Source organism: Phyllobacterium bourgognense (assembly GCF_003337575.1).
Lineage (GTDB): Bacteria > Pseudomonadota > Alphaproteobacteria > Rhizobiales > Rhizobiaceae > Phyllobacterium > Phyllobacterium bourgognense.
Genome location: NZ_QPJM01000001.1, coordinates 699402 through 716949, shown reverse-complemented (window position 1 = coordinate 716949; position 17548 = coordinate 699402). Strand labels below are relative to the sequence as shown.

Genomic DNA, 17548 nt, shown 5'->3' with positions numbered 1-17548 from the left:
GTGAAGATCCCGCGATAAAAACACACAGGAGGTTCGACCAGTTCACCCCGACGAAGCAACCAACCGAGGATACGCTTGAGAGCTTTGTAACCGATATCGCGCAGTGGCTGGTCGATACGCGACCGGCCGACCCGAAAGATGCAATCCGGGCCGTTTTCATGGTGCTATCAAAAGTTCCAAGCATAGGAGGCAGAAATGAAAGTGAGTGAAGCAATGACGCGGGATGTCCGCGTAGCTAATCCAGATGAAGCAATCCAGTTTGTGGCCAAAATCATGGCTGGTCTTGATATTGGAGCATTACCAGTTGGTGAAAATGATCGCCTCGTCGGCATGATTACGGATCGGGATATTGCCATTCGCGGTATTGCCGAAGGCAAAGGCCCCGATGCCAAGGTCTCAGAGGTCATGACCTCTGATGTTCAATATTGTTATGATGACCAAGAGATTGACGAGGTTACCGAAAACATGGCCGATATTCAGGTTCGCCGTCTGCCCGTCATCAACCGCGACAAGCGATTGGTTGGGATCCTGTCATTGGCTGATATCGCACTGACAGGCGATGGCCAGGCCGGCGAGGCGCTGAGCGGGATATCACGTCCAGGCGGAGAGCACAGCCAGACGATCTAGCTTGTTCGTTGAGCCGCTCATTTACGGATCAGGCTATGGTATCGATGCTGTGACGCGCCACGGTATCGGGGTTCAGGATTCTTCCGATCTCCCGAGATCAGGGAACGAAGACCGGCACCGCGTTCTCGCGGATTTTAAACCTTACCGGTGTCTCGGTCTTCAATTCGCCATCCAGGTTCACGGCACGTGGTTTGCTTGTATGGATTGTAAGGTCCTTGGTGGAAAACGCTCGGACGTCGTCCCAGTCACCCTGCGTCCCCTTCCGCAAACTCGGAAGCAGTCTCAGGAGCTTCCACCAATGATCAACTTCCAGGCTATAGAAGTCGAGCATTCCATCGGTGGCGGTGGCATCGGCTTGAACAGTCATGCCGCCACCATAAAAACGACCGTTACCAACTGCTAACTGTAAGGTTCGCAGCTCCTCGGTTCTTCCGTCATGATCCAGGGTGGCGGTAAAAAGCCGTGAGCTTGCAAGGAGCCTGGCAGCCACCAGCCCATATCCCAGCTTGCCCCAGCGCTTCTTCGCTTTCTCGGTAAGCGACATTGCCAGATCGGCGCTGAAGCCGATGCTGGCGACATTAAAAAACGGGTGGCCGTTGGCTTCGCCAAGATCAATCGGTGCAGTCTTGCCCTTGGCAATGACGTCGATGGCCGTGGCGAGGTCTAATGGTAAACCCATGGTTCGCGCAAAATCGTTCGCTGTTCCCAACGGCAGGACACCGAGCGGTAGCCCTGTGTCGAGCAGCCCTTTTGCAGCGGAGTTCAAACTACCGTCGCCGCCACCAACGATAACACTGTTCACCTGATCTGCTAGGCGTACTATCGCAGCCGAAGGCGATTCCGTGTTGTCTGGTGGAAGTTCGAGATACGCGATACCCGCTCGTGATAAATATTGGCGAACAACGGGAAGGCTTTCCCTGCCCCGCCGCGAGTTCGGATTGACCAGAAGGAGTGCACAATTAGCGGTCATGCCACTCCCCGGGACCTTAAAGATTTCAGATAAAAGCGGATCGACATGGAGATGCATTGGATCAACAGAACAGACGTCATCACCTCTATATGTGCAGCGCAGCATAGCCATTCAACATCAACACGATGATTCCAGGCACGGCCATGAGCAAGCACGTCGGGGATTGTATGCATTACCCATCTCCGGACGAAGACCGCACCAAACAATAAGCAACCGTCAGCCAACGAGCAGGTCCGTTGCCGAAACGACGCCATAGATCAGTCCCGCCGTGGTACCCAGTGCGAGAACGGCAACGCCTACGCCTATGAGTGTCGCCAGTCCATCCCGTTCGAGCAATGCCGCCGCAATGATGACCAGCGCGAGGACAGGCAGGATATTGCCAAATGGAATCGGCAGCGCAATGGCGATGGCTAGAAAAAAGATGGGAATGCCCAGCAGCATCTGAGCTTTGCGACCGGTCAGCGCGCTCAGCCTGTCAGGGCGCAGCACTCGCTCTACCTGTGCAATCATCGGAGCGGTATAGCGCACTGTAAGGGCGACCGTTGCGGCGGAGAGCCTGCGTTTGCGGATGAAGCGTGGAAGCTGCAGATGCTCAGCCCCGGCGGCGATCTGCAAAGAGATAAGAGCGAGACAGCTGCCGAAGACCATTCCGAACGGCCCGGGGAGCGGTGTCAGTGCTGGCAAAGCAAGAATAAGGATCGAGAACGCGATGCTCGAGCTTCCCATCACGGTCATCATCTCCTCAATGGTGATGCTCCCCATGCTTTCCGCCCGCTCAACCACATTTTTCAGGTGTGTAGAAGTCGCACCTTGAGGTCTGGTATCCACCCGTTCATCTGTCATATTGCCGCTTTCGTCCTGGCACGATCGGTTGAATCAATGCTGATACACTAGCTATTTCTAGCAGCTAACGCTGGAAAGTGGGCAGCGTTGCGACACGTGCCTCTCGGCGGCCCGATAAGCGGCTGGCGCTTGCTGGATTTTGATCAAACCCGCGGCATGCCCTTTGGCCTTAAATGGCGCTTTTGTGCAGCGATTCTGAAGATTGAGTTGGAGGCACCGTAACCTCGATAGCCGTTACGTTGAACGATTTCAAAAAAGAAACCCTCGCCGTAATTCGGGCTGTACAGCTGAAAATATTCACCGTTTTCATCGCGGTCATAAAGGATGTTTGCGGACCTCAGCCTGTCGGAAAGTTCTATATCGAGCCCGAATCGGGCTTCCAGATCATCGTAGTAGTTGGAAGATATCTGGAGTGGCGTAAAGCCATTTTCATGGAGCGCAGACGCTGTCGCAAAGATGTCATTGGTCTCAAACGCCAGATGCTGGACGCCGGATCCGAAATTTTCGGTGATGAAATGTCCCGCAAGGGTAGTGCGATTTTCCGCACCGTTAAGTGTCAGGCGGAACCGGCCGTCATCGTTTTCAATCACCTGACTGCGCACGATGCCTGCAGGATCGACGATGTCGACCATCGGCGTTTTATGCGTCTTGAAGATCGAAGTGTAGAACAGGACCCAAGTCAGCATCTCGTCGTACTTCATGGTCTGGGCGACATGGTCAACGCGCCGGAGCCCTACACCATCCCATGGCTCTCCGCCGGCAATGATGTTGAACTCGATCTCCCATATATTTTTGAGATCAGACTTCTGATCGATAAAATAGATAATGCCCCCACCGACCCCGCGGATCGCCGGAATCGTCAGCTCGCCCGGCCCAACGGTTTGCTCGAAAGGCTCTGCCATAAGCGCGCGTGCACGTTCCGCGGTCGCTTTAGCTTCATCTACCTCGAGACCGATCGCGTAGGCCGATGTGCCATGGACCAGATACGAGGAGTGAGCAAATCCTTCATGCTCGGTGTTGATGACCAGATTGATGCCACCTTGCCGGTAAAGCGTCACCAGCTTCGTTTTGTGCTGGCCAGCGACTTGGAAACCCAGTGCGCGCAAAAGCCCGCCGAGGTCTTCGGCCTCTTCCTCGCTGGCAGAAAACTCAACAAATGCCACACCATCGACCTGAATGCGGTCCGGCATCCTTGGCAGCGTCATAGCCACCTCCGGTTCAAGGCGTTGTATCTGGTCGCCGAGATAGATGAGCGATCGATGGCCATCCAGCGCAATCGAACGGGGCGAGCCCCCGCGAAACTGATCGTTGAAAATTTCCAGGGACAGAAATCCATCATAGCCGGTTGCAGCGACCGCTCGCATGAAGTCCACGACCGGCAGATCCCCCTCCCCGGGCATGTTGCGGTAGTGGCGGCTCCAGTACAGAAGATCCATGTCGATCAGCGGGGCATCAGCAAGCTGAACAATTAATATTTTCTCCTTGGGGATAGAGCGGATCGAATTGACATCGATCTTTCGCGCCAGCGTATGAAAACTGTCAAGGATCAGCCCGACATTGGTGTGGTCAGCGCGGCGAACGATTTCCCACGCATCTCGATGATCATTGATGTGCCGTCCCCAGGCGAGCGCTTCGTATCCAACGCGTAGTCCGCGTTTTTTTGCACGTTCGCCAAGCTCGCGAAAGTCATCCGCAGCTCGATCCAATCCACCCAACGCAATTGGCGATACGTTCGAACAGACGAGCACGATGTCCGTTCCCAATTCCTGCATCACATCGAATTTGCGCTCGGCTCGATCGAATGCACGGGATCGATGTGGTTCGGGCATTCCTTCGAAATCACGAAAGGGCTGAAACAGAGTGATCGCCAACCCGTGATCCCTGACCATCCTGCCGACATCACGCGGATTTGCATCGAAAGCCAGAAAGTCATTCTCGAAAATCTCAACGCCGCCGAAACCTGCCTTTGCGATCGCATCCAGCTTTTCAGGGAGGTCGCCACTGATTGAAACTGTTGCAATTGACGTCTTCATTGCCGGGTCCTTACATCTATGAAGGAAAGCGTTCTACGCGGTCATGGACTTGAAATGGTCGAGCATCCGGTTCGCATCAGGCTGCAGGCCAGTAAAAAGCTGAAAGGCTCCGACAGCCTGGAACACTGCCATACCCCCGCCATCGAGTGTTGGACAGCCGCGCTGGCGCGCCTGCCTCAGCAATTCCGTCTCAAGGGGAAAGTAGACAATTTCCCCTACCCAATGGCGTCGATCAAGCAAATCCGCCGGTAATGGCAAGCCAGGATATCCAGACATTCCAGTAGGTGTGGCATGGATCAATCCGGACGCCCGCTGCATCGCTTCCACGAGGTCACCTCCAGCGGTGATCTGCGCGTCGGGGAATATCTCCTGCATTGACCTGCTCAACGCAATGGCGCGCTGTTGTTCGCGATCAAATACAGCAAGCTTCGCCGCTCCCAGGGACAAAGCTGCATATGCGGTAGCGACCCCCGCACCTCCCGCGCCGAGCTGAACCACAAAGGACGTGTCGACCCCGGGAAGGCCTCGACGGAAGCTCTGCGCAAAGCCCCACCAATCGGTATTGTGGCCGTAGCGCCGACCATCCTTCAGAACCACTGTATTTACGGCACCGATCGATCTGGCATCGGCGGAAAGTTCATCGAGGTGAGGCATGACCGCCTGCTTGCAGGGATGCGTGATGTTGAGACCTGAAAAGCCGCGTTCCTCTGCTTCAGAAAGCAGCCGAGGAAGATCGTCGATCGATGCACCGAGCTGATCAAGGTCAATCAGGTCATATTCATAGGAGAGCCCCTGAGCCCTGCCTTCTTTCATGTGCATGGCGGGCGTGAGCGAAGCCTGGATGCCTGCCCCAATGAGCCCTGCCTTTATCGGCTTCAACAATGTCTCGCTCATCATTTCCATTCCGCTCATTCGAGCTCGGCGCGACCTTGGACCATCGAGTAAGTCAGCCCGCTGCGGAGCGCGGGCTGACTTGTAGCCCTACTGGCCGCGTGCTGCGTTCAGTTGCTTGAAGAGTTCCGTCACGGTTTCTGCACCAATGTCCGCACTGAACTTGTCGATCATCGGCTTGACCGCATCGCGAAGTTTCTGTGTTTCCTCCGGGCTGAGTTCAGTGATTTCCATCCCGGTCTTCCTGATCTGCTCGATCGATGCGGCATCCTGCTCACGCGAAACCTTTCGCTGATAATCGCGCGCTTCGTCTGCCGCCGACTGCAGTACGCCCTTTTCTTCATCATTCAGCCCGTCCCAGAACTTCTTGCTGATCAGCACGATCTGCGGATTGTACTGGTGGCGCGTAATCGTCATGTACTTCTGAACTTCATAGAATTTCGCGTTCACGATATTCGCCGCAGGATTTTCCTGACCGTCCACCGTTCCTGTTTCGAGCGCGGTATAGAGTTCGGTATATGGCATGGGCACCGCATTCGCGCCGAGACTGTTGAAGAGCTCGATGGGGATTGGCGACTGGATCGTACGGATTTTCAAACCCTTGATATCTTCCAGCTTTGCTACGGGATGCCGGTTGTTGGTAAGGTTTCGAAAACCGAGCTCCCAATAGGCAAGCCCGACAAGGCCGGTATCCGGCAGCAATTTGATGAGGCTTGTGCCGAACGGACCGTCCATGACCTTGTCGGCTTCTTCACCGCTGTTGAACAGGAAGGGCAGATCGACCGCGCCGAACTGCTTGACATTGCCGGCCAATATCCCGGCGTTCAGTACTGTCATTTCGATCACCCCGCCCTGAAGGGCGGAAACTGTCTGAACGTCTCCGCCCAGCACGCCTCCCGGGAAAAGCTTTACGGTAATTTTGCCGCTGCTCTTTTCCTTCACGAGATCGGCGAACTTCTCCATACCCATGACCTGCGGGTGGCCCTTGTTGTTGGCCGATGCAAATTTGAGCTGATGCTCCCGGAGCTCGGCCATGGCCGGTCCAGTCGTCAACAGTGCGAGCGGCAGGGCCACTCCTACAAGGACGTTCATCAATTTATTGAGCATTTTTTCCTCCCAGTGTTGGCCGGTGTCTCCCCACGGCCGGTTGAATTCTTTCGTCACGTGCCACCTGCGCTTCAATGTCCCAGCCAGCTCACCGGCACCATTACCAGTTGCGGAAACAGAACAAGCAGGAGCAGCACGATGAGTTCAGCGATGAGAAATGGCATGACGCCCTTCATCAGCTCTTCCATCGAAAGTTTCGATATTCCGCAGATGACGTTGAGCACGGTGCCGACCGGCGGCGTGATCAGGCCGATCGAATTGTTAATGATGAAAAGGACGCCGAAGTACACGGGATCGATCCCCGCCTGTTTGATAATGGGCATGAGCACAGGCGTCATGATGAGAATGGTCGGCGTCATATCCATTGCGGTACCGACGAGCACCACGAGAACCATGATGGCGAGAAGGAGCAATGTCTGATTGCCCATCAATGGTTCGATGAGAGCGGCGAGATCACCCGGCACGTCGGCCACAGTGATCAGCCACGCGGACACCGCGGCCGCCGCGACCAGAAACATGACGACAGCCGTAATCTTCGCAGCGGCGACGAAAACATGGAAAAGTTGTGCTGGCGGCAATTCGCGATAGACCACCATGGCGACGAAGAGCGAATAAACGGCCGCGACCACTCCTGCTTCGGTAGGCGTGAACACACCAAATTTCAACCCGACGATGATGATGAGCGGCAGCATGAGAGCCCAGATGCTGTCGAGGAATGCCTTGAACCGGACAGCGCCGGATTGTCGTGGGGGCAGGCTGAATTGCTCCTTGCTGGCAACAATCAGCCACGTGACGCACAACGCCGTGGCGATCAAGAGACCAGGAAATATCCCGGCAAGAAACAGCTTGGTAATCGACACGCCGCCGACGACGCCATAGAGGATGAAACCAATCGAAGGCGGGATAATCGGTCCAATGATCGACGCGGAGGCAAGCAGTCCACCTGCTCGCGCCGGGTCATGGCCCGATTTCAGCATCATCGGCAACAGCAGGGTGCCCAGCGCGGCCGCATCAGCCACGGCGGATCCTGAAAGGCTCGACAGCACGCAAGCGGCAAAGATCGCCACGAAACCCAGGCCGCCGCGGATATGACCGACCAAAGCCATGGCCAGAGCGACGATGCGCCGCGACAGGCCCCCGGTGTTCATCACTTCGCCAGCAAGCATGAAGAACGGGACCGCCATCAATGGAAAGCTGTCCGCACCGTTCAACACATTTTGCGCAACGATCTGCGCGTCGAACATGCCGAGATACATCATGAGCGCGACGCCGCTGACGATCAGGGCGAAGGCGATCGGGACGCCCAGCGCCATGGGCCCAAGTAGTGCACCAAGGAAGATTGCTACCGTCATCGCTGGCTCCCCAGCGTATTCACGGGACGGACGAGGCCCGTGCTTGAATGGTCATCGTCAGCGATCTGCTCTTCGGAGTCACGGACAAGCTCGGCAGTCGCCAGATCGATGCGGCCGGTCGCAACGCAAAAGGCATCCCAAAGAAGGATCAGGAAGGCGGGAACCCCGAACGCGAGGCCTGCACCATAGAAGAATGCCATGGAAATACCGGTTGCAGGCGCTTTGACATGCAAGTTGATCAGTGTCTGATCCCAGCTGCCGGTGATCAATAACCATGTCGCCACCAGCATAAGGAAATGACCGGCCAAAACGGCCGCCTTGGCAACATTGGGCGGTAAACGCCGGATAACAGAATCGACGCCCAAGTGACCATGTTCATGCATGGCGACAACAGCGCCAAGGAATGTCAGCCATACGAAAAACAGCCGCGCGAGTTCTTCGGAGTAAGTGATGCCCTGATTGAACGCGTAGCGCAGGACGACATTGCCGAAAACCAGTACCACCATGCCCGCCAGCAACAGTGCAATCGCAACCTTCAGCATGAGAAAGCAGAATTCGATTATGCGCGCCATTCGCTCCTCCGCGAGGACAGTCTTTTCTACATGCGAAGGGCATGCGCCGTCTGAAAGCCCCGACACCATGCCCGCATGATCTGCGCTCCTCCAGCACAGGCCAAATTGCATATTGCCTTAAAATGTACTAACCAGTTCGGATGTCAAGCGCTTCTATTGAAAGATCGGTTGAAGGTGAATATGACTTCGTAGACGCGGAGACAGGTATTCGGGGGCGAATATTTCACACGTCCTGGATTTTCACTTTTACATTCAACAGCTTGATGCGATGGGACTTGAATTGACCGACAGTTCGGCGAGTGCAAGAAAGAACGATCCTCAGAGAACGCAGGAGGATATCCTGGTCGTGGCGACCGAGGAGTTTTCAACGCATGGTCTTGCCGGAGCCCGCGTCGATGCCATCGCGGAACGGACCCGAACTTCCAAACGCATGATCTATTATTATTTCGGCAGCAAAGAGGGTCTGTACCTCGCTGTTTTAGAGAGATCGTACCGAAAAATCCGAACACTTGAAGCGGATTTGGAACTTACGAACCTACCACCGGAAGCGGCGTTGCGAACATTGATCTCAACCACGTTCAATCATGATGAGGCCAATCCGGATTTCGTTCGATTGGTCAGTATCGAGAATATTCATCACGCAGCCCATATGCTCCGGTCCGAGGCAATCCGCGATCTGAATGTCTCCGTAATCGAAACCATTGCCGGAATCCTGGAGCGCGGCATACGAGATAATGTTTTCCGGCGAAACGCCGACCCGATTGACGTGCATATGATGATTAGCGCGTTTTGCTTCTTCCGCGTTTCAAACCGCTACACATTCGGAACAATATTTCGGCGCGATCTTTCAAAACCCGAGACCATGGAGCGTCATCGCAACATGATCGCGGATGCAGTGCTCAGTTACCTGAAGACGCCCGAGTAGTTCGTGCCTGGTGACAGCGGGTTTGACACATCAAACCAGCTTCTCATTTCACCAACAATCTTGATAACCTTGCACGGCTGGCAAGCGTCGCTGCCGGTGTCAGTCGCGCGATATGGACAGTCCCGTGAGAAGCGGAGCGTACGCGCCGAGCCTGCGGGATACGAACTCCGTGAAGAGCCGCACGCGCTTCGTCTTGCGTGTCTCCCCCTGTGTGAGAAGCCAGAGCGTTCCGTACATGTGCAGCTCGGTGCCCGGCACCCTCACCAGCAGCGGGTCGGCATCTCCGACGAAGCACGGCAGTGTCGTGATCCCTAGCCCTTGCCGTACAGCAACGATCTGCGCCTCGCCGTCCGTGGTCCTGAATGGAACCCCCGTGGTGCGAACCTCACCCTCGCTGGCCCAATCCGGAATTCCATGAATGCTTATGACGATCCACCGGATGGAATCAGGCGCGCCCGCACGCCATGCGGCTAGTCGATCGCGGGACATGTAGACCCCGCCGTACAGCTCCGGTCCCTTCAGGCCGTGAAGATTGAGCGGCAGGGTTTTGCGGTCGTAGACGACGCGGATCGCCGCGTCGGCCTCTCGATTGGTCAGATTTGCCAGCTCGCCGGACGACAAGATTTCCATCTCGATGTCCGGATGCAGACGCGCGAAATCGGCGAAGTCCGGCATAAGCAGGTGTGTTGCGAGGGGCGGAGCCAACGTCACCCGCAGAAGCCCGCGCACGCTCTGGTCGCGCCCGAAGACGCGCGTCTCGAGCTGGTGCGACGACGCTTCCATCTGGTTCGCGAGCTCGAGGACCTCCTCGCCTGCAGCCGTCAGGCGGTAGCCCGAAGGCAGTTTCTCGAACATCTGTGCCCCGAGGCGTTCCTCGAGCTGTGCGATGCGTCGCAGCACGGTCGAATGATACACCCCGAGGCCCTCGGCGGCAGCCCGCACCGAGCCTCCGCGCGCCACGGCAAGAAAGTAGCGAATGTCATCCCAGTCGATCATGGTGCAATCCCGCACCACGCGGTGCGCCTTTCAAACCCCGTATCTGACGCATCGTACAGCAGTACGGCTGGCTTGTGTCAACGAGTGCTGCCCAATTCCGAACGGCGGACACCGTTCGTCGCGGCTGGCGTCAGTTGTTCAGCCGGATCGATTTTGCACCACCGATGTGCGCGCTTCCGCACTCAACAACGGACGCCGGCGGACCCATTTCGAGGTTCTCGGAGGCAGACGCTGTCCGATACGACGAAAGGAAAAGTCATGGGAAAGCTAGAAGGTAAGGTTGCAGTCATCACGGGCGGATCGAGCGGCATGGCGCTGGCGAGTGCCAGGCGGTTCGTTGAAGAAGGCGCCTATGTTTTCATCACGGGCCGGAGACAGGAGGCGCTGGACGAGGCCGTCAAGCTGATTGGCCGGAACGTGACCGGCGTGCGCGGCGACGCGGCCAATCTCGACGACCTCGACCGCCTGTTCGATACAGTCAAGCGGGAAAAGGGCAAGATCGACATCTTGTACGCGAGCGCTGGCACGGGGGAAGCTGTCCCGTTGGGCGAGATTACCGAGCAGCACTTCGATGCGGCCTTCAACCTGAATGCGCGCGGCACGCTGTTTACGGTTCAGAAGGCGTTGCCGCTGTTCAACGATGGTGGATCGATCTTCATGACCGGGTCAGTTGCTTCGATCAAAGGTTTTCCTGGTTACAGCGTTTATGCGGCAAGCAAGGCGACGTTGCACGCATTCGCACGCGGTTGGCTCAATGAGCTGAAGGGCCGGAATATCCGGGTGAACGTGCTGCACCCGGGGCCGATCGCCACACCGATGCAGGACCAGGTCCTCACCGAGGAGGCGAAGCAGATGTTCGAATCCCTGATCCCGCGGGGAAAGATGGGTCGTCCTGAGGAAATTGCAGCGGCCGCGCTGTTTCTTGCTTCAGACGATTCAAGCTTCGTGAATGGGGTGGAATTATCTGTCGACGGCGGCTTCTCGGCCATCTGAAATCGCGCCGGATCGCTGGAGGCGGCTGATCGGCGGGACTAGCATGTCCATGATCAGGTCGCCACACGGATAACCCAGCGCCGTTGAAGGCCGGGGAATCAATATCAACACGTATCGGAGAAGTATTATGAGCTATGCGATTGTAGGATTCGGTAAGATTGGCCAGGCCCTCGCCCAGGCTTTCGCCCGTAAAGACATCGACGTGACCGTCGCAAGCCGCCGGCCGCCCGAGGCGTTGGCGCCGCAGGCTCGGGCGATTGGCCCCACGGTCGTGGCCAAGTCACTGCGGGATGCACTCGAGGCCGACACAATCATCTTGGCGATCCCGTTCGGGGAGCATCGCGAGGTTGCGAAGGCCCTGCGGGGCTGGGAAGGCAAGACAGTCATCGACGCGACGAACGCGTTTCCAGTGCCTGAAGAGCTGGACGGCCTCCCGTCCTCCGCCTTCGTCGCGAAAGCGTTCACCGGCGCCAAGCTGGTGAAAGGTTTCAATCACCTGGTTGCGGCCACCCTGGCTGCCGATCCGATCGTCGACGGCGGGCACCGGGTCGTCTTTCTGTCGAGCGACGACGAGGACGCGATCGCTCCCGTGGCGGCCTTGGCCAAACAACTCGGATTCGCACCCGTCAAGCTGGGAAAGCTCAACGAGGGCGGCGCGCTGGTGCACGCACGCGGCCGCACCTGGGGTCAGCTCATCTTCCAGGATTTGTTCAAGAAGGAGCAGTAATCAATCTACGACAGTGTGTGATCGACGCCGAGAAATGGTCGCGCGCCAACCAATCGTTGGCCGGGCCACTCTAATCGCCGCCTGTAGATGCGTCTTCTACGTTAAAACCTCATTTAGGAGGCAAGCTATTCTACCTCAATGACCAGCATCAGCCCCCCGCCACCCTTCGTCTCAATATTGTTGTTGGTCGTGTGATGCGGGATGTGACAGTGGACGAGCCATCTGCCGGGACGCTGCGCACGCCAGAGAACATCGTAACGTTGACCGGGGGCGACATTGACTGTGTCCGCCATGTACCCGGCCGAGCCCTGCAACGTCTCGCCGTCAATCGCCGCAACCTGAAAGGGTCCGCCATGAATATGCATCGGATGAATCGCCGTGGTATGGGATCCGATGAAGCGCACTTTCAGCTGTTGCCCTACCTTCATCTTTATAGTGTCGGTCGCCGGAAAGGACTTGCCATTAATCGTAAAAAAGTTTGGAAGGCCGCCCTCCATCGGCATTGACGGGTACGTCAGCCATTCCCGTTTCAGCCATTCCTGCAGTTGAATGGTATATTCAAGATCGGCCTTGATTTCATCAGCCGGGTCCTTCGGATCAATGATCAGCGCGCCGTAAAGGCCGAGCGACTGCTGGCGGTCGACGTGATCATGGGTGTGATAGAAATAAGTGCCGTGCTGTCCGACCGTGTATTCGTAAGCGAATGTCTTGCCTGGCTGGATCGGCTCCTGTGTGATTTCTGCAGGACCGTCCATTTCATTCGGCAGGATCAGTCCGTGCCAGTGGACCGTTGTGCTTTCGGGGAGCTTGTTGGTAACATTGATGCGGATCCTGTCTCCTTCGGTGACCCGCAGAGTCGGGCCCGGCACCTCATTGTTATAGGCATAGGCCTCGACCGTTTCCCCTGGCAGGATTGACCAGCGGATTACCGACGCCTCGAGATCAAACACTTTCACTCCGTTCTCGATGCGGGGTTCCAGCACCTTACCACCTTGAGCGTCTGCATCGGCCTTGAAGGCGGTTAACCGCGGATCGACCGCAGCCATGTCACGCATGGAGCCGGCCGGGGTGTTGAAATCCATGATCATCCCGGGAGCCATGATGACGTCACCGACCTCATGTGCGGTAAGCTGCATGTTAACCTTGGTGAAGGGATAGGCGAACCCGCCGGCAAGCATCAAGGTCGTGAAGGTCGCAACCGCAACGACCTGTGTCCGTGTCGGGGCGAAAGCCGGGGAAAGTTGGCCGTGCTGGCTGTGACCACCGTCTTTCTGCTGATGCTCCCCGTGAGCAGATTCGTGATGCCCGTTATCGTGGGACCGGTTTCCGTGCCCTTCGTGTGCGTTTTCCTTTGCCTGCGAGGGGTGGCCATGAGCTGCTTCCGTCTTCGGCTCGTTCCGTTCGGTCATCAGGCCGTGCTTGAGGCCCTTGGACACGAGCCAGACATTAAAGGGATAGGCTGTCAGGAAGCCGACACCGACGCCGAGGGCCATAACGCCCCAGAACAAGAGTTCACCAGGCCACATTGCGCGCATGTCCCGCCCCATCATCAGGACAGCCATCACCGGTGCCATGCCGGCCATCATGGCGTTCATGCTGATAAATTCCGGCATGAAAGAGTTGCGCACATTTTGCCAGTAGGTTCCGCCCATCATGTTCTTCATGAACAGCGCCTGGAAGATAAACAGGCCCACCGCGAACCCCGCGATATACTCAATGATGATATCGACCCACATCGGAAAACCGATCACTGCCGTAATGACAGCGGCGATGATGATACCTGTGGCATCGCCAGCGACGCAGTGAATGGTGCTGCCGATGCCCTGCTTCCATACGGGTTGGATGAATTCTTCATGTGTTCCGGGCCGCGGTTCCTTGTCGGCAAGGACGTACAGCAGAAGGCCCACCGGTCCGAGATAGAGCGTGACCAGAATGAAGCCCCACTTCATTACCGCAGGCTCTGGATTGTTCTTGAACTGGTCCCGAGCGACGTAGGCTGTGCTCAACGCGGCCAGGATAAACCAGACAACGAGAATGTAATCGATCGGTTGGACGAACATTGACGGATTTCCCCTACACTGGTTGTTGCATTCGACGGCACCGTGCCATGCCTAGTGGATTTCCTCCCTGAACTTGGCATGGCAGGCAGAGCATTCCTGCAGCAGCAGATGAAAGGCGTGTTCGGCGGGAAGTTTCGAGATATCTTCTTCACCTGCCGCAATCTTACGCTTACCCAGCAGGCTGCTGCCGATGGTGGACATGCCCGCTCCCATCCGCATCTGCGGCGTGATGTCGTCCGGTGCCTGTTCTGCTGCGGCCGAGATGACCGACGCGAATGAGGCGACCTTGCGGGCCAGGGCATCGAATTCGTCGCGCGACTTGTCTATCTCGTATTTTGCTCCGGAGGGCGGGCCCAGCGACGCGGCAGGAAATTCCGCCATCAGCGCAGCGCCGGAATGTGCTTTTATCGTATCTGCCCATCGCTTGAAGGCCGGGGCATCATAAGGAAGCTTGCCTTCAAACATTCCGGCGATTTTCTTACACGCATTGGCCATGGCCTTCATGGCCTCCCGACGCCCTTTGACAACGTCCGGTAGCGTGTCAGACCCAATCGAAGGGACTGGACCAAGCATCGCGCAGCAGACCGCGAGCAGGATCACAATTCCCGGCGGTCTTGCACGGCTGCCATGGGCAATAATCCAAATCCGCATCTTACTTTTTCGACTCCGTCACCCGATGGTAAAGCTTCCACCGGCTGGAAGCACAAGATGTTATATGCGGGCGAGTTTCGCAGGCTGATGCGACGTCAGCACCGCGTGCTCTTGTTCGCCATGGTGCTCGTGCAACTTCTGCTGATCGTCCTGGCGATTTGGAGCACTCAGAATGTTGGATTGCGGGGCATCACCCAAGAAGGCTTCTATACCTCGCGCACCAAGTGCCGGAACGCCAACCCCGAGATCAGTGCTAAAGTACCCAGAACTGCAGCAAGTCCAATACCGCTGACGCGCCATCCCCATTCGGATATTGCGGGACTGCTGACAAGAGGCGATAGGAATTGGCCGAGAAAGACCGATGCCGTCAGCAGGGCTCCTGTCTTTCCGCGTCGGCTGGGAGGGGTCAAGCCAAGGGAGATTGCTATAAACCCTGGTGTGGCCAACGCGTAACCTGCACCAATGGCTGCGCAACCGATAAAGACCGCCGTTCCCGCCTCAATTGTCACGAGGGTCGCGAACCCAGTAGCCATTAACCCAAAGCCACAGGCCCAATTGCCAGCATGGCCAATCGCCTCGCGAAGATGAGGGTAGCAAAGAGCCGCGCACCCGCCCGCGAGCATGAGTGTGCCGAGTGCAGTTCCGGTCACCGCGGGAGAGGAATAACCTTGTCCTGATAGAAAGAAGGGTAGTTGGGTCGGCATAACGAAAAACAGCGTCGTTATGACCATCTGACCGAAAGCGAGGAGATATACGACTGGCCGGAACCTGCCAGAGGAGGAGGTAGTGGAACTTTGTTCAGCAGGCATGCTCGACGGTAGATCGACAATTACACGCCAGAAAAACGGCAAAGCGAGTGCTGGCAGAACATATACTGCGAAGGGCAGCCTTGATTCGACCGTCGCAAGAAGGCCAGCGACGAGAATGAAAACAAACCCGCCAAAATTCCGGGCAGAGACCTGGCCGCTCGAGATAGCATGCAGTGTTCGGCCCGAGAAATAGTCCCCGATTAGCGCCGATTGCGCTGTCATGATCATGGCAAGCGCAACACCCAGGCACACCCTGCTGACCATGATCAATGGCAACGTCGGTAAGACCAGCCCAGCGCTTCCGGAGATAATAAACAAGATCAACCCCGCCAAAAGCATCCGTCGTCGACCTGATCGATCAGCAATAGCCCCACACCAAGGAGCAACAAGGACGACTGCCAATGACGGAGCCGGGACCAATAGGCGGATAAGAAGCGCATTGGTTTCATTGCCTGCAAATTGCCTTTCCAAGCCGGGCAAAGCGGGACTAATTGTGGCGGCCGTCATCACCGTAAGAGACGCCGCCATCATAAGAGCGATTGCGCGCGGGTCGCGCCAGATTGGCCGATCTTCAAGTTCATTGGTTAGTCGCATTCGCATCATCTCCGTTGCGTTTTTAATCACCAGCTGCCACGATACGAATTCAAGTTAACTTGAGGTCAAGCATGAAATTTCTGGATATAGCCGAGGTGGCTATGGCAAGCGGCCTGCCTGCCTCGACCCTGCGATACTATGAGGAGCAGCGGCTTATCGCTTCAGTAGGCAGACACGGATTGCGGCGCCAGTATGAGCCGGAAGTACTCAACCGGCTTGCGTTGATCAATATGGCTCGCGCAGCAGGATTTCTGTTAAGTGATGTCGCAAAGATTTTTGGTCGCAACAGGGAAATCGCAATCCCACGTGAGGAGCTACGGGCCCGCGCCGATGCTCTGGATCAAAAGGCTCAAGAGATTAAGGCTTTGGCAGCTATGATGCGTCATGTGGCAGATTGCCCTGCCCCCTCACACCTGGAATGCTCTACCTTTCAAAAATTGTTGCGCGTAGGGACAAAGCATCAATCCCGCATGCGCAGGCAGAGGCAAAGAAAGGGTGCGGCTCTGTTTGGCAATTAGACAGCCACCAGGAACAGATCATTCGCAAATGCTGGTTCTTCAGCGGGCAAGCTTAGAGTCCCGCGATTATCCGCAGATCGCTTACAGCACCACTAGCGGCGGCAAGCACCGGCGATCCTTTCGTAAGGCCGTCGCCCCTGATCGGGAAGGGATGATGCCAGCCGCCTGCTTCCTTGACGAGACAATAGCCAGCCATGCAATCCCACGCGTGCATATAAGGCTCGTAATAGCCGACAAGACGACCCGCGGCGACATAGGCCAGCATCAGAGCACCAGACCCGTTGCGGATGAAATTTCCGCCCGCGTCGAGCAGTTTTTCGACAATTGATGCAACGACGGCTGGCGTCACATGATTGTTGGCGCCGATACCAGTCACGGCGTTACGGATTGTTCGGCTTCCATCGAGCTTCAGGGTCTTGCCGTTGAGCGTCGCTCCCATCCCGGCGGCGGAAGCGTAAAGCTCGTCGTTGCAGGGCACATAAATGACCCCGATGGCTATTTCCTCCCCATGCAGGGCAGCAATGGAAATGCACCACGTCGGCATGCCATTGACGAATGGGCTTGTGCCGTCGATCGGATCGACTACCCAGGTGTAATCCGATGTACCCGAGCTGACACCATACTCCTCGCCAAGGATCGCATCGCCTGGAAAAGCTGCCGCAATTCGGGTCCGAATAAGGTCTTCAACTTCGCGGTCGGCAATCGAAACGACGTCGTGGGGATCCGCCTTGGTTTCAATAACCAGCCTTTCGCGCGCGTTGAAATGCGCAAGAGCCACGGCCCCCGCCTCAATCGCCATCTTCTGGGCCAGGGCAAAGCGATCCTGAAGATCAACGGTGACGTCGGATGTCATGTTCTTTCCTTAGATATGAATGCAGAT

General features: G+C 56.7%; 17 protein-coding genes. 5 read left to right on the top strand and 12 right to left on the bottom strand.

What is annotated here, in order from left to right; translation table 11 throughout:
* Window positions 1-195: 195 nt before the first annotated feature.
* A complete protein-coding gene (locus C7476_RS03395) occupies window positions 196-627 on the top strand; it encodes a CBS domain-containing protein (protein ID WP_114428456.1) in 432 nt (143 codons plus the stop codon).
* A gap of 97 nt (window positions 628-724) precedes the next feature.
* On the opposite strand, the gene C7476_RS03390 is transcribed toward C7476_RS03395, so the two are convergent.
* From C7476_RS03390 to C7476_RS03360, 7 genes are all read right to left on the bottom strand, one after another.
* Complete coding sequence (locus C7476_RS03390) at window positions 725-1597, bottom strand: lipid kinase (protein WP_114428455.1); 873 nt, start codon at window positions 1595-1597, stop codon at window positions 725-727.
* Between the two features lie 216 nt (window positions 1598-1813).
* On the bottom strand, window positions 1814-2440 hold the full coding sequence (locus C7476_RS03385) for an exopolysaccharide biosynthesis protein (protein WP_114428454.1): 627 nt from the start codon (window positions 2438-2440) through the stop codon (window positions 1814-1816).
* 143 nt (window positions 2441-2583) lie between these two features.
* On the bottom strand, window positions 2584-4473 hold the full coding sequence (locus tag C7476_RS03380; RefSeq protein WP_114428453.1) for a bifunctional sugar phosphate isomerase/epimerase/4-hydroxyphenylpyruvate dioxygenase family protein: 1890 nt from the start codon (window positions 4471-4473) through the stop codon (window positions 2584-2586).
* A 33-nt stretch (window positions 4474-4506) separates the two neighbouring features.
* Window positions 4507-5367 (bottom strand): shikimate dehydrogenase, encoded by an 861-nt coding sequence (locus tag C7476_RS03375; protein WP_114428564.1) that lies wholly within the window; start codon window positions 5365-5367, stop codon window positions 4507-4509.
* Window positions 5368-5454: 87 nt separating this feature from the next.
* Window positions 5455-6471, bottom strand: coding sequence for a TRAP transporter substrate-binding protein (locus C7476_RS03370; protein WP_114428452.1), 1017 nt, complete (start codon window positions 6469-6471; stop codon window positions 5455-5457).
* A 71-nt stretch (window positions 6472-6542) separates the two neighbouring features.
* Window positions 6543-7823 (bottom strand): TRAP transporter large permease, encoded by a 1281-nt coding sequence (locus C7476_RS03365; protein WP_114428451.1) that lies wholly within the window; start codon window positions 7821-7823, stop codon window positions 6543-6545.
* Window positions 7820-8395: a TRAP transporter small permease gene (locus C7476_RS03360; RefSeq protein WP_114428450.1), complete on the bottom strand. Its 576-nt coding sequence runs from the start codon at window positions 8393-8395 to the stop codon at window positions 7820-7822. Before C7476_RS03360 ends, C7476_RS03365 begins: the two co-directional genes overlap by 4 nt.
* A 268-nt stretch (window positions 8396-8663) precedes the next feature.
* Here C7476_RS03360 and C7476_RS03355 point away from each other — a divergent pair, with 268 nt between their 5' ends.
* Window positions 8664-9320: a TetR/AcrR family transcriptional regulator gene (locus tag C7476_RS03355; RefSeq protein ID WP_114428449.1), complete on the top strand. Its 657-nt coding sequence runs from the start codon at window positions 8664-8666 to the stop codon at window positions 9318-9320.
* A gap of 99 nt (window positions 9321-9419) precedes the next feature.
* Here C7476_RS03355 and C7476_RS03350 read toward each other — a convergent pair whose 3' ends face one another.
* The gene (locus C7476_RS03350; RefSeq protein WP_114428448.1) at window positions 9420-10316 is read right to left on the bottom strand and encodes a LysR family transcriptional regulator; all 897 of its coding nucleotides are present in this window, start codon (window positions 10314-10316) and stop codon (window positions 9420-9422) included.
* A gap of 258 nt (window positions 10317-10574) precedes the next feature.
* On the opposite strand from C7476_RS03350, the gene C7476_RS03345 reads away from it, so the two are divergent.
* Window positions 10575-11309, top strand: coding sequence for an SDR family NAD(P)-dependent oxidoreductase (locus C7476_RS03345; RefSeq protein WP_114428447.1), 735 nt, complete (start codon window positions 10575-10577; stop codon window positions 11307-11309).
* Between the two features lie 127 nt (window positions 11310-11436).
* Window positions 11437-12036: an NADPH-dependent F420 reductase gene (locus C7476_RS03340; protein ID WP_114428446.1), complete on the top strand. Its 600-nt coding sequence runs from the start codon at window positions 11437-11439 to the stop codon at window positions 12034-12036.
* A 125-nt stretch (window positions 12037-12161) separates the two neighbouring features.
* On the opposite strand, the gene C7476_RS03335 is transcribed toward C7476_RS03340, so the two are convergent.
* The 3 genes from C7476_RS03335 to C7476_RS03325 all read right to left on the bottom strand — a co-directional run bounded on the left by C7476_RS03335 (window position 12162) and on the right by C7476_RS03325 (window position 16150).
* The gene (locus tag C7476_RS03335; RefSeq protein ID WP_114428445.1) at window positions 12162-14096 is read right to left on the bottom strand and encodes a multicopper oxidase domain-containing protein; all 1935 of its coding nucleotides are present in this window, start codon (window positions 14094-14096) and stop codon (window positions 12162-12164) included.
* 51 nt (window positions 14097-14147) lie between these two features.
* Window positions 14148-14669, bottom strand: coding sequence for a cytochrome c (locus C7476_RS03330; RefSeq protein ID WP_114428563.1), 522 nt, complete (start codon window positions 14667-14669; stop codon window positions 14148-14150).
* Between the two features lie 284 nt (window positions 14670-14953).
* The gene (locus C7476_RS03325) at window positions 14954-16150 is read right to left on the bottom strand and encodes an MFS transporter (RefSeq protein WP_114428444.1); all 1197 of its coding nucleotides are present in this window, start codon (window positions 16148-16150) and stop codon (window positions 14954-14956) included.
* 71 nt (window positions 16151-16221) lie between these two features.
* On the opposite strand from C7476_RS03325, the gene C7476_RS03320 reads away from it, so the two are divergent.
* Window positions 16222-16668 (top strand): helix-turn-helix domain-containing protein, encoded by a 447-nt coding sequence (locus tag C7476_RS03320; RefSeq protein WP_114428443.1) that lies wholly within the window; start codon window positions 16222-16224, stop codon window positions 16666-16668.
* A gap of 52 nt (window positions 16669-16720) precedes the next feature.
* Here C7476_RS03320 and C7476_RS03315 read toward each other — a convergent pair whose 3' ends face one another.
* Complete coding sequence (locus C7476_RS03315; protein ID WP_114428442.1) at window positions 16721-17521, bottom strand: inositol monophosphatase family protein; 801 nt, start codon at window positions 17519-17521, stop codon at window positions 16721-16723.
* Between the last annotated feature and the right edge of the window lie 27 nt (window positions 17522-17548).

Coding starts and splice junctions, on each gene's coding strand:
- C7476_RS03395 (WP_114428456.1), top strand. CDS start 196: ATGAAAGTGAGTGAAGCAATGACGCGGGATGTCCGCGTAGCTAATCCA.
- C7476_RS03390 (WP_114428455.1), bottom strand. CDS start 1,597: ATGACCGCTAATTGTGCACTCCTTCTGGTCAATCCGAACTCGCGGCGG.
- C7476_RS03385 (WP_114428454.1), bottom strand. CDS start 2,440: ATGACAGATGAACGGGTGGATACCAGACCTCAAGGTGCGACTTCTACA.
- C7476_RS03380 (WP_114428453.1), bottom strand. CDS start 4,473: ATGAAGACGTCAATTGCAACAGTTTCAATCAGTGGCGACCTCCCTGAA.
- C7476_RS03375 (WP_114428564.1), bottom strand. CDS start 5,367: ATGAGCGAGACATTGTTGAAGCCGATAAAGGCAGGGCTCATTGGGGCA.
- C7476_RS03370 (WP_114428452.1), bottom strand. CDS start 6,471: ATGCTCAATAAATTGATGAACGTCCTTGTAGGAGTGGCCCTGCCGCTC.
- C7476_RS03365 (WP_114428451.1), bottom strand. CDS start 7,823: ATGACGGTAGCAATCTTCCTTGGTGCACTACTTGGGCCCATGGCGCTG.
- C7476_RS03360 (WP_114428450.1), bottom strand. CDS start 8,395: ATGGCGCGCATAATCGAATTCTGCTTTCTCATGCTGAAGGTTGCGATT.
- C7476_RS03355 (WP_114428449.1), top strand. CDS start 8,664: ATGGGACTTGAATTGACCGACAGTTCGGCGAGTGCAAGAAAGAACGAT.
- C7476_RS03350 (WP_114428448.1), bottom strand. CDS start 10,316: ATGATCGACTGGGATGACATTCGCTACTTTCTTGCCGTGGCGCGCGGA.
- C7476_RS03345 (WP_114428447.1), top strand. CDS start 10,575: ATGGGAAAGCTAGAAGGTAAGGTTGCAGTCATCACGGGCGGATCGAGC.
- C7476_RS03340 (WP_114428446.1), top strand. CDS start 11,437: ATGAGCTATGCGATTGTAGGATTCGGTAAGATTGGCCAGGCCCTCGCC.
- C7476_RS03335 (WP_114428445.1), bottom strand. CDS start 14,096: ATGTTCGTCCAACCGATCGATTACATTCTCGTTGTCTGGTTTATCCTG.
- C7476_RS03330 (WP_114428563.1), bottom strand. CDS start 14,669: ATGCTTGGTCCAGTCCCTTCGATTGGGTCTGACACGCTACCGGACGTT.
- C7476_RS03325 (WP_114428444.1), bottom strand. CDS start 16,150: ATGCGACTAACCAATGAACTTGAAGATCGGCCAATCTGGCGCGACCCG.
- C7476_RS03320 (WP_114428443.1), top strand. CDS start 16,222: ATGAAATTTCTGGATATAGCCGAGGTGGCTATGGCAAGCGGCCTGCCT.
- C7476_RS03315 (WP_114428442.1), bottom strand. CDS start 17,521: ATGACATCCGACGTCACCGTTGATCTTCAGGATCGCTTTGCCCTGGCC.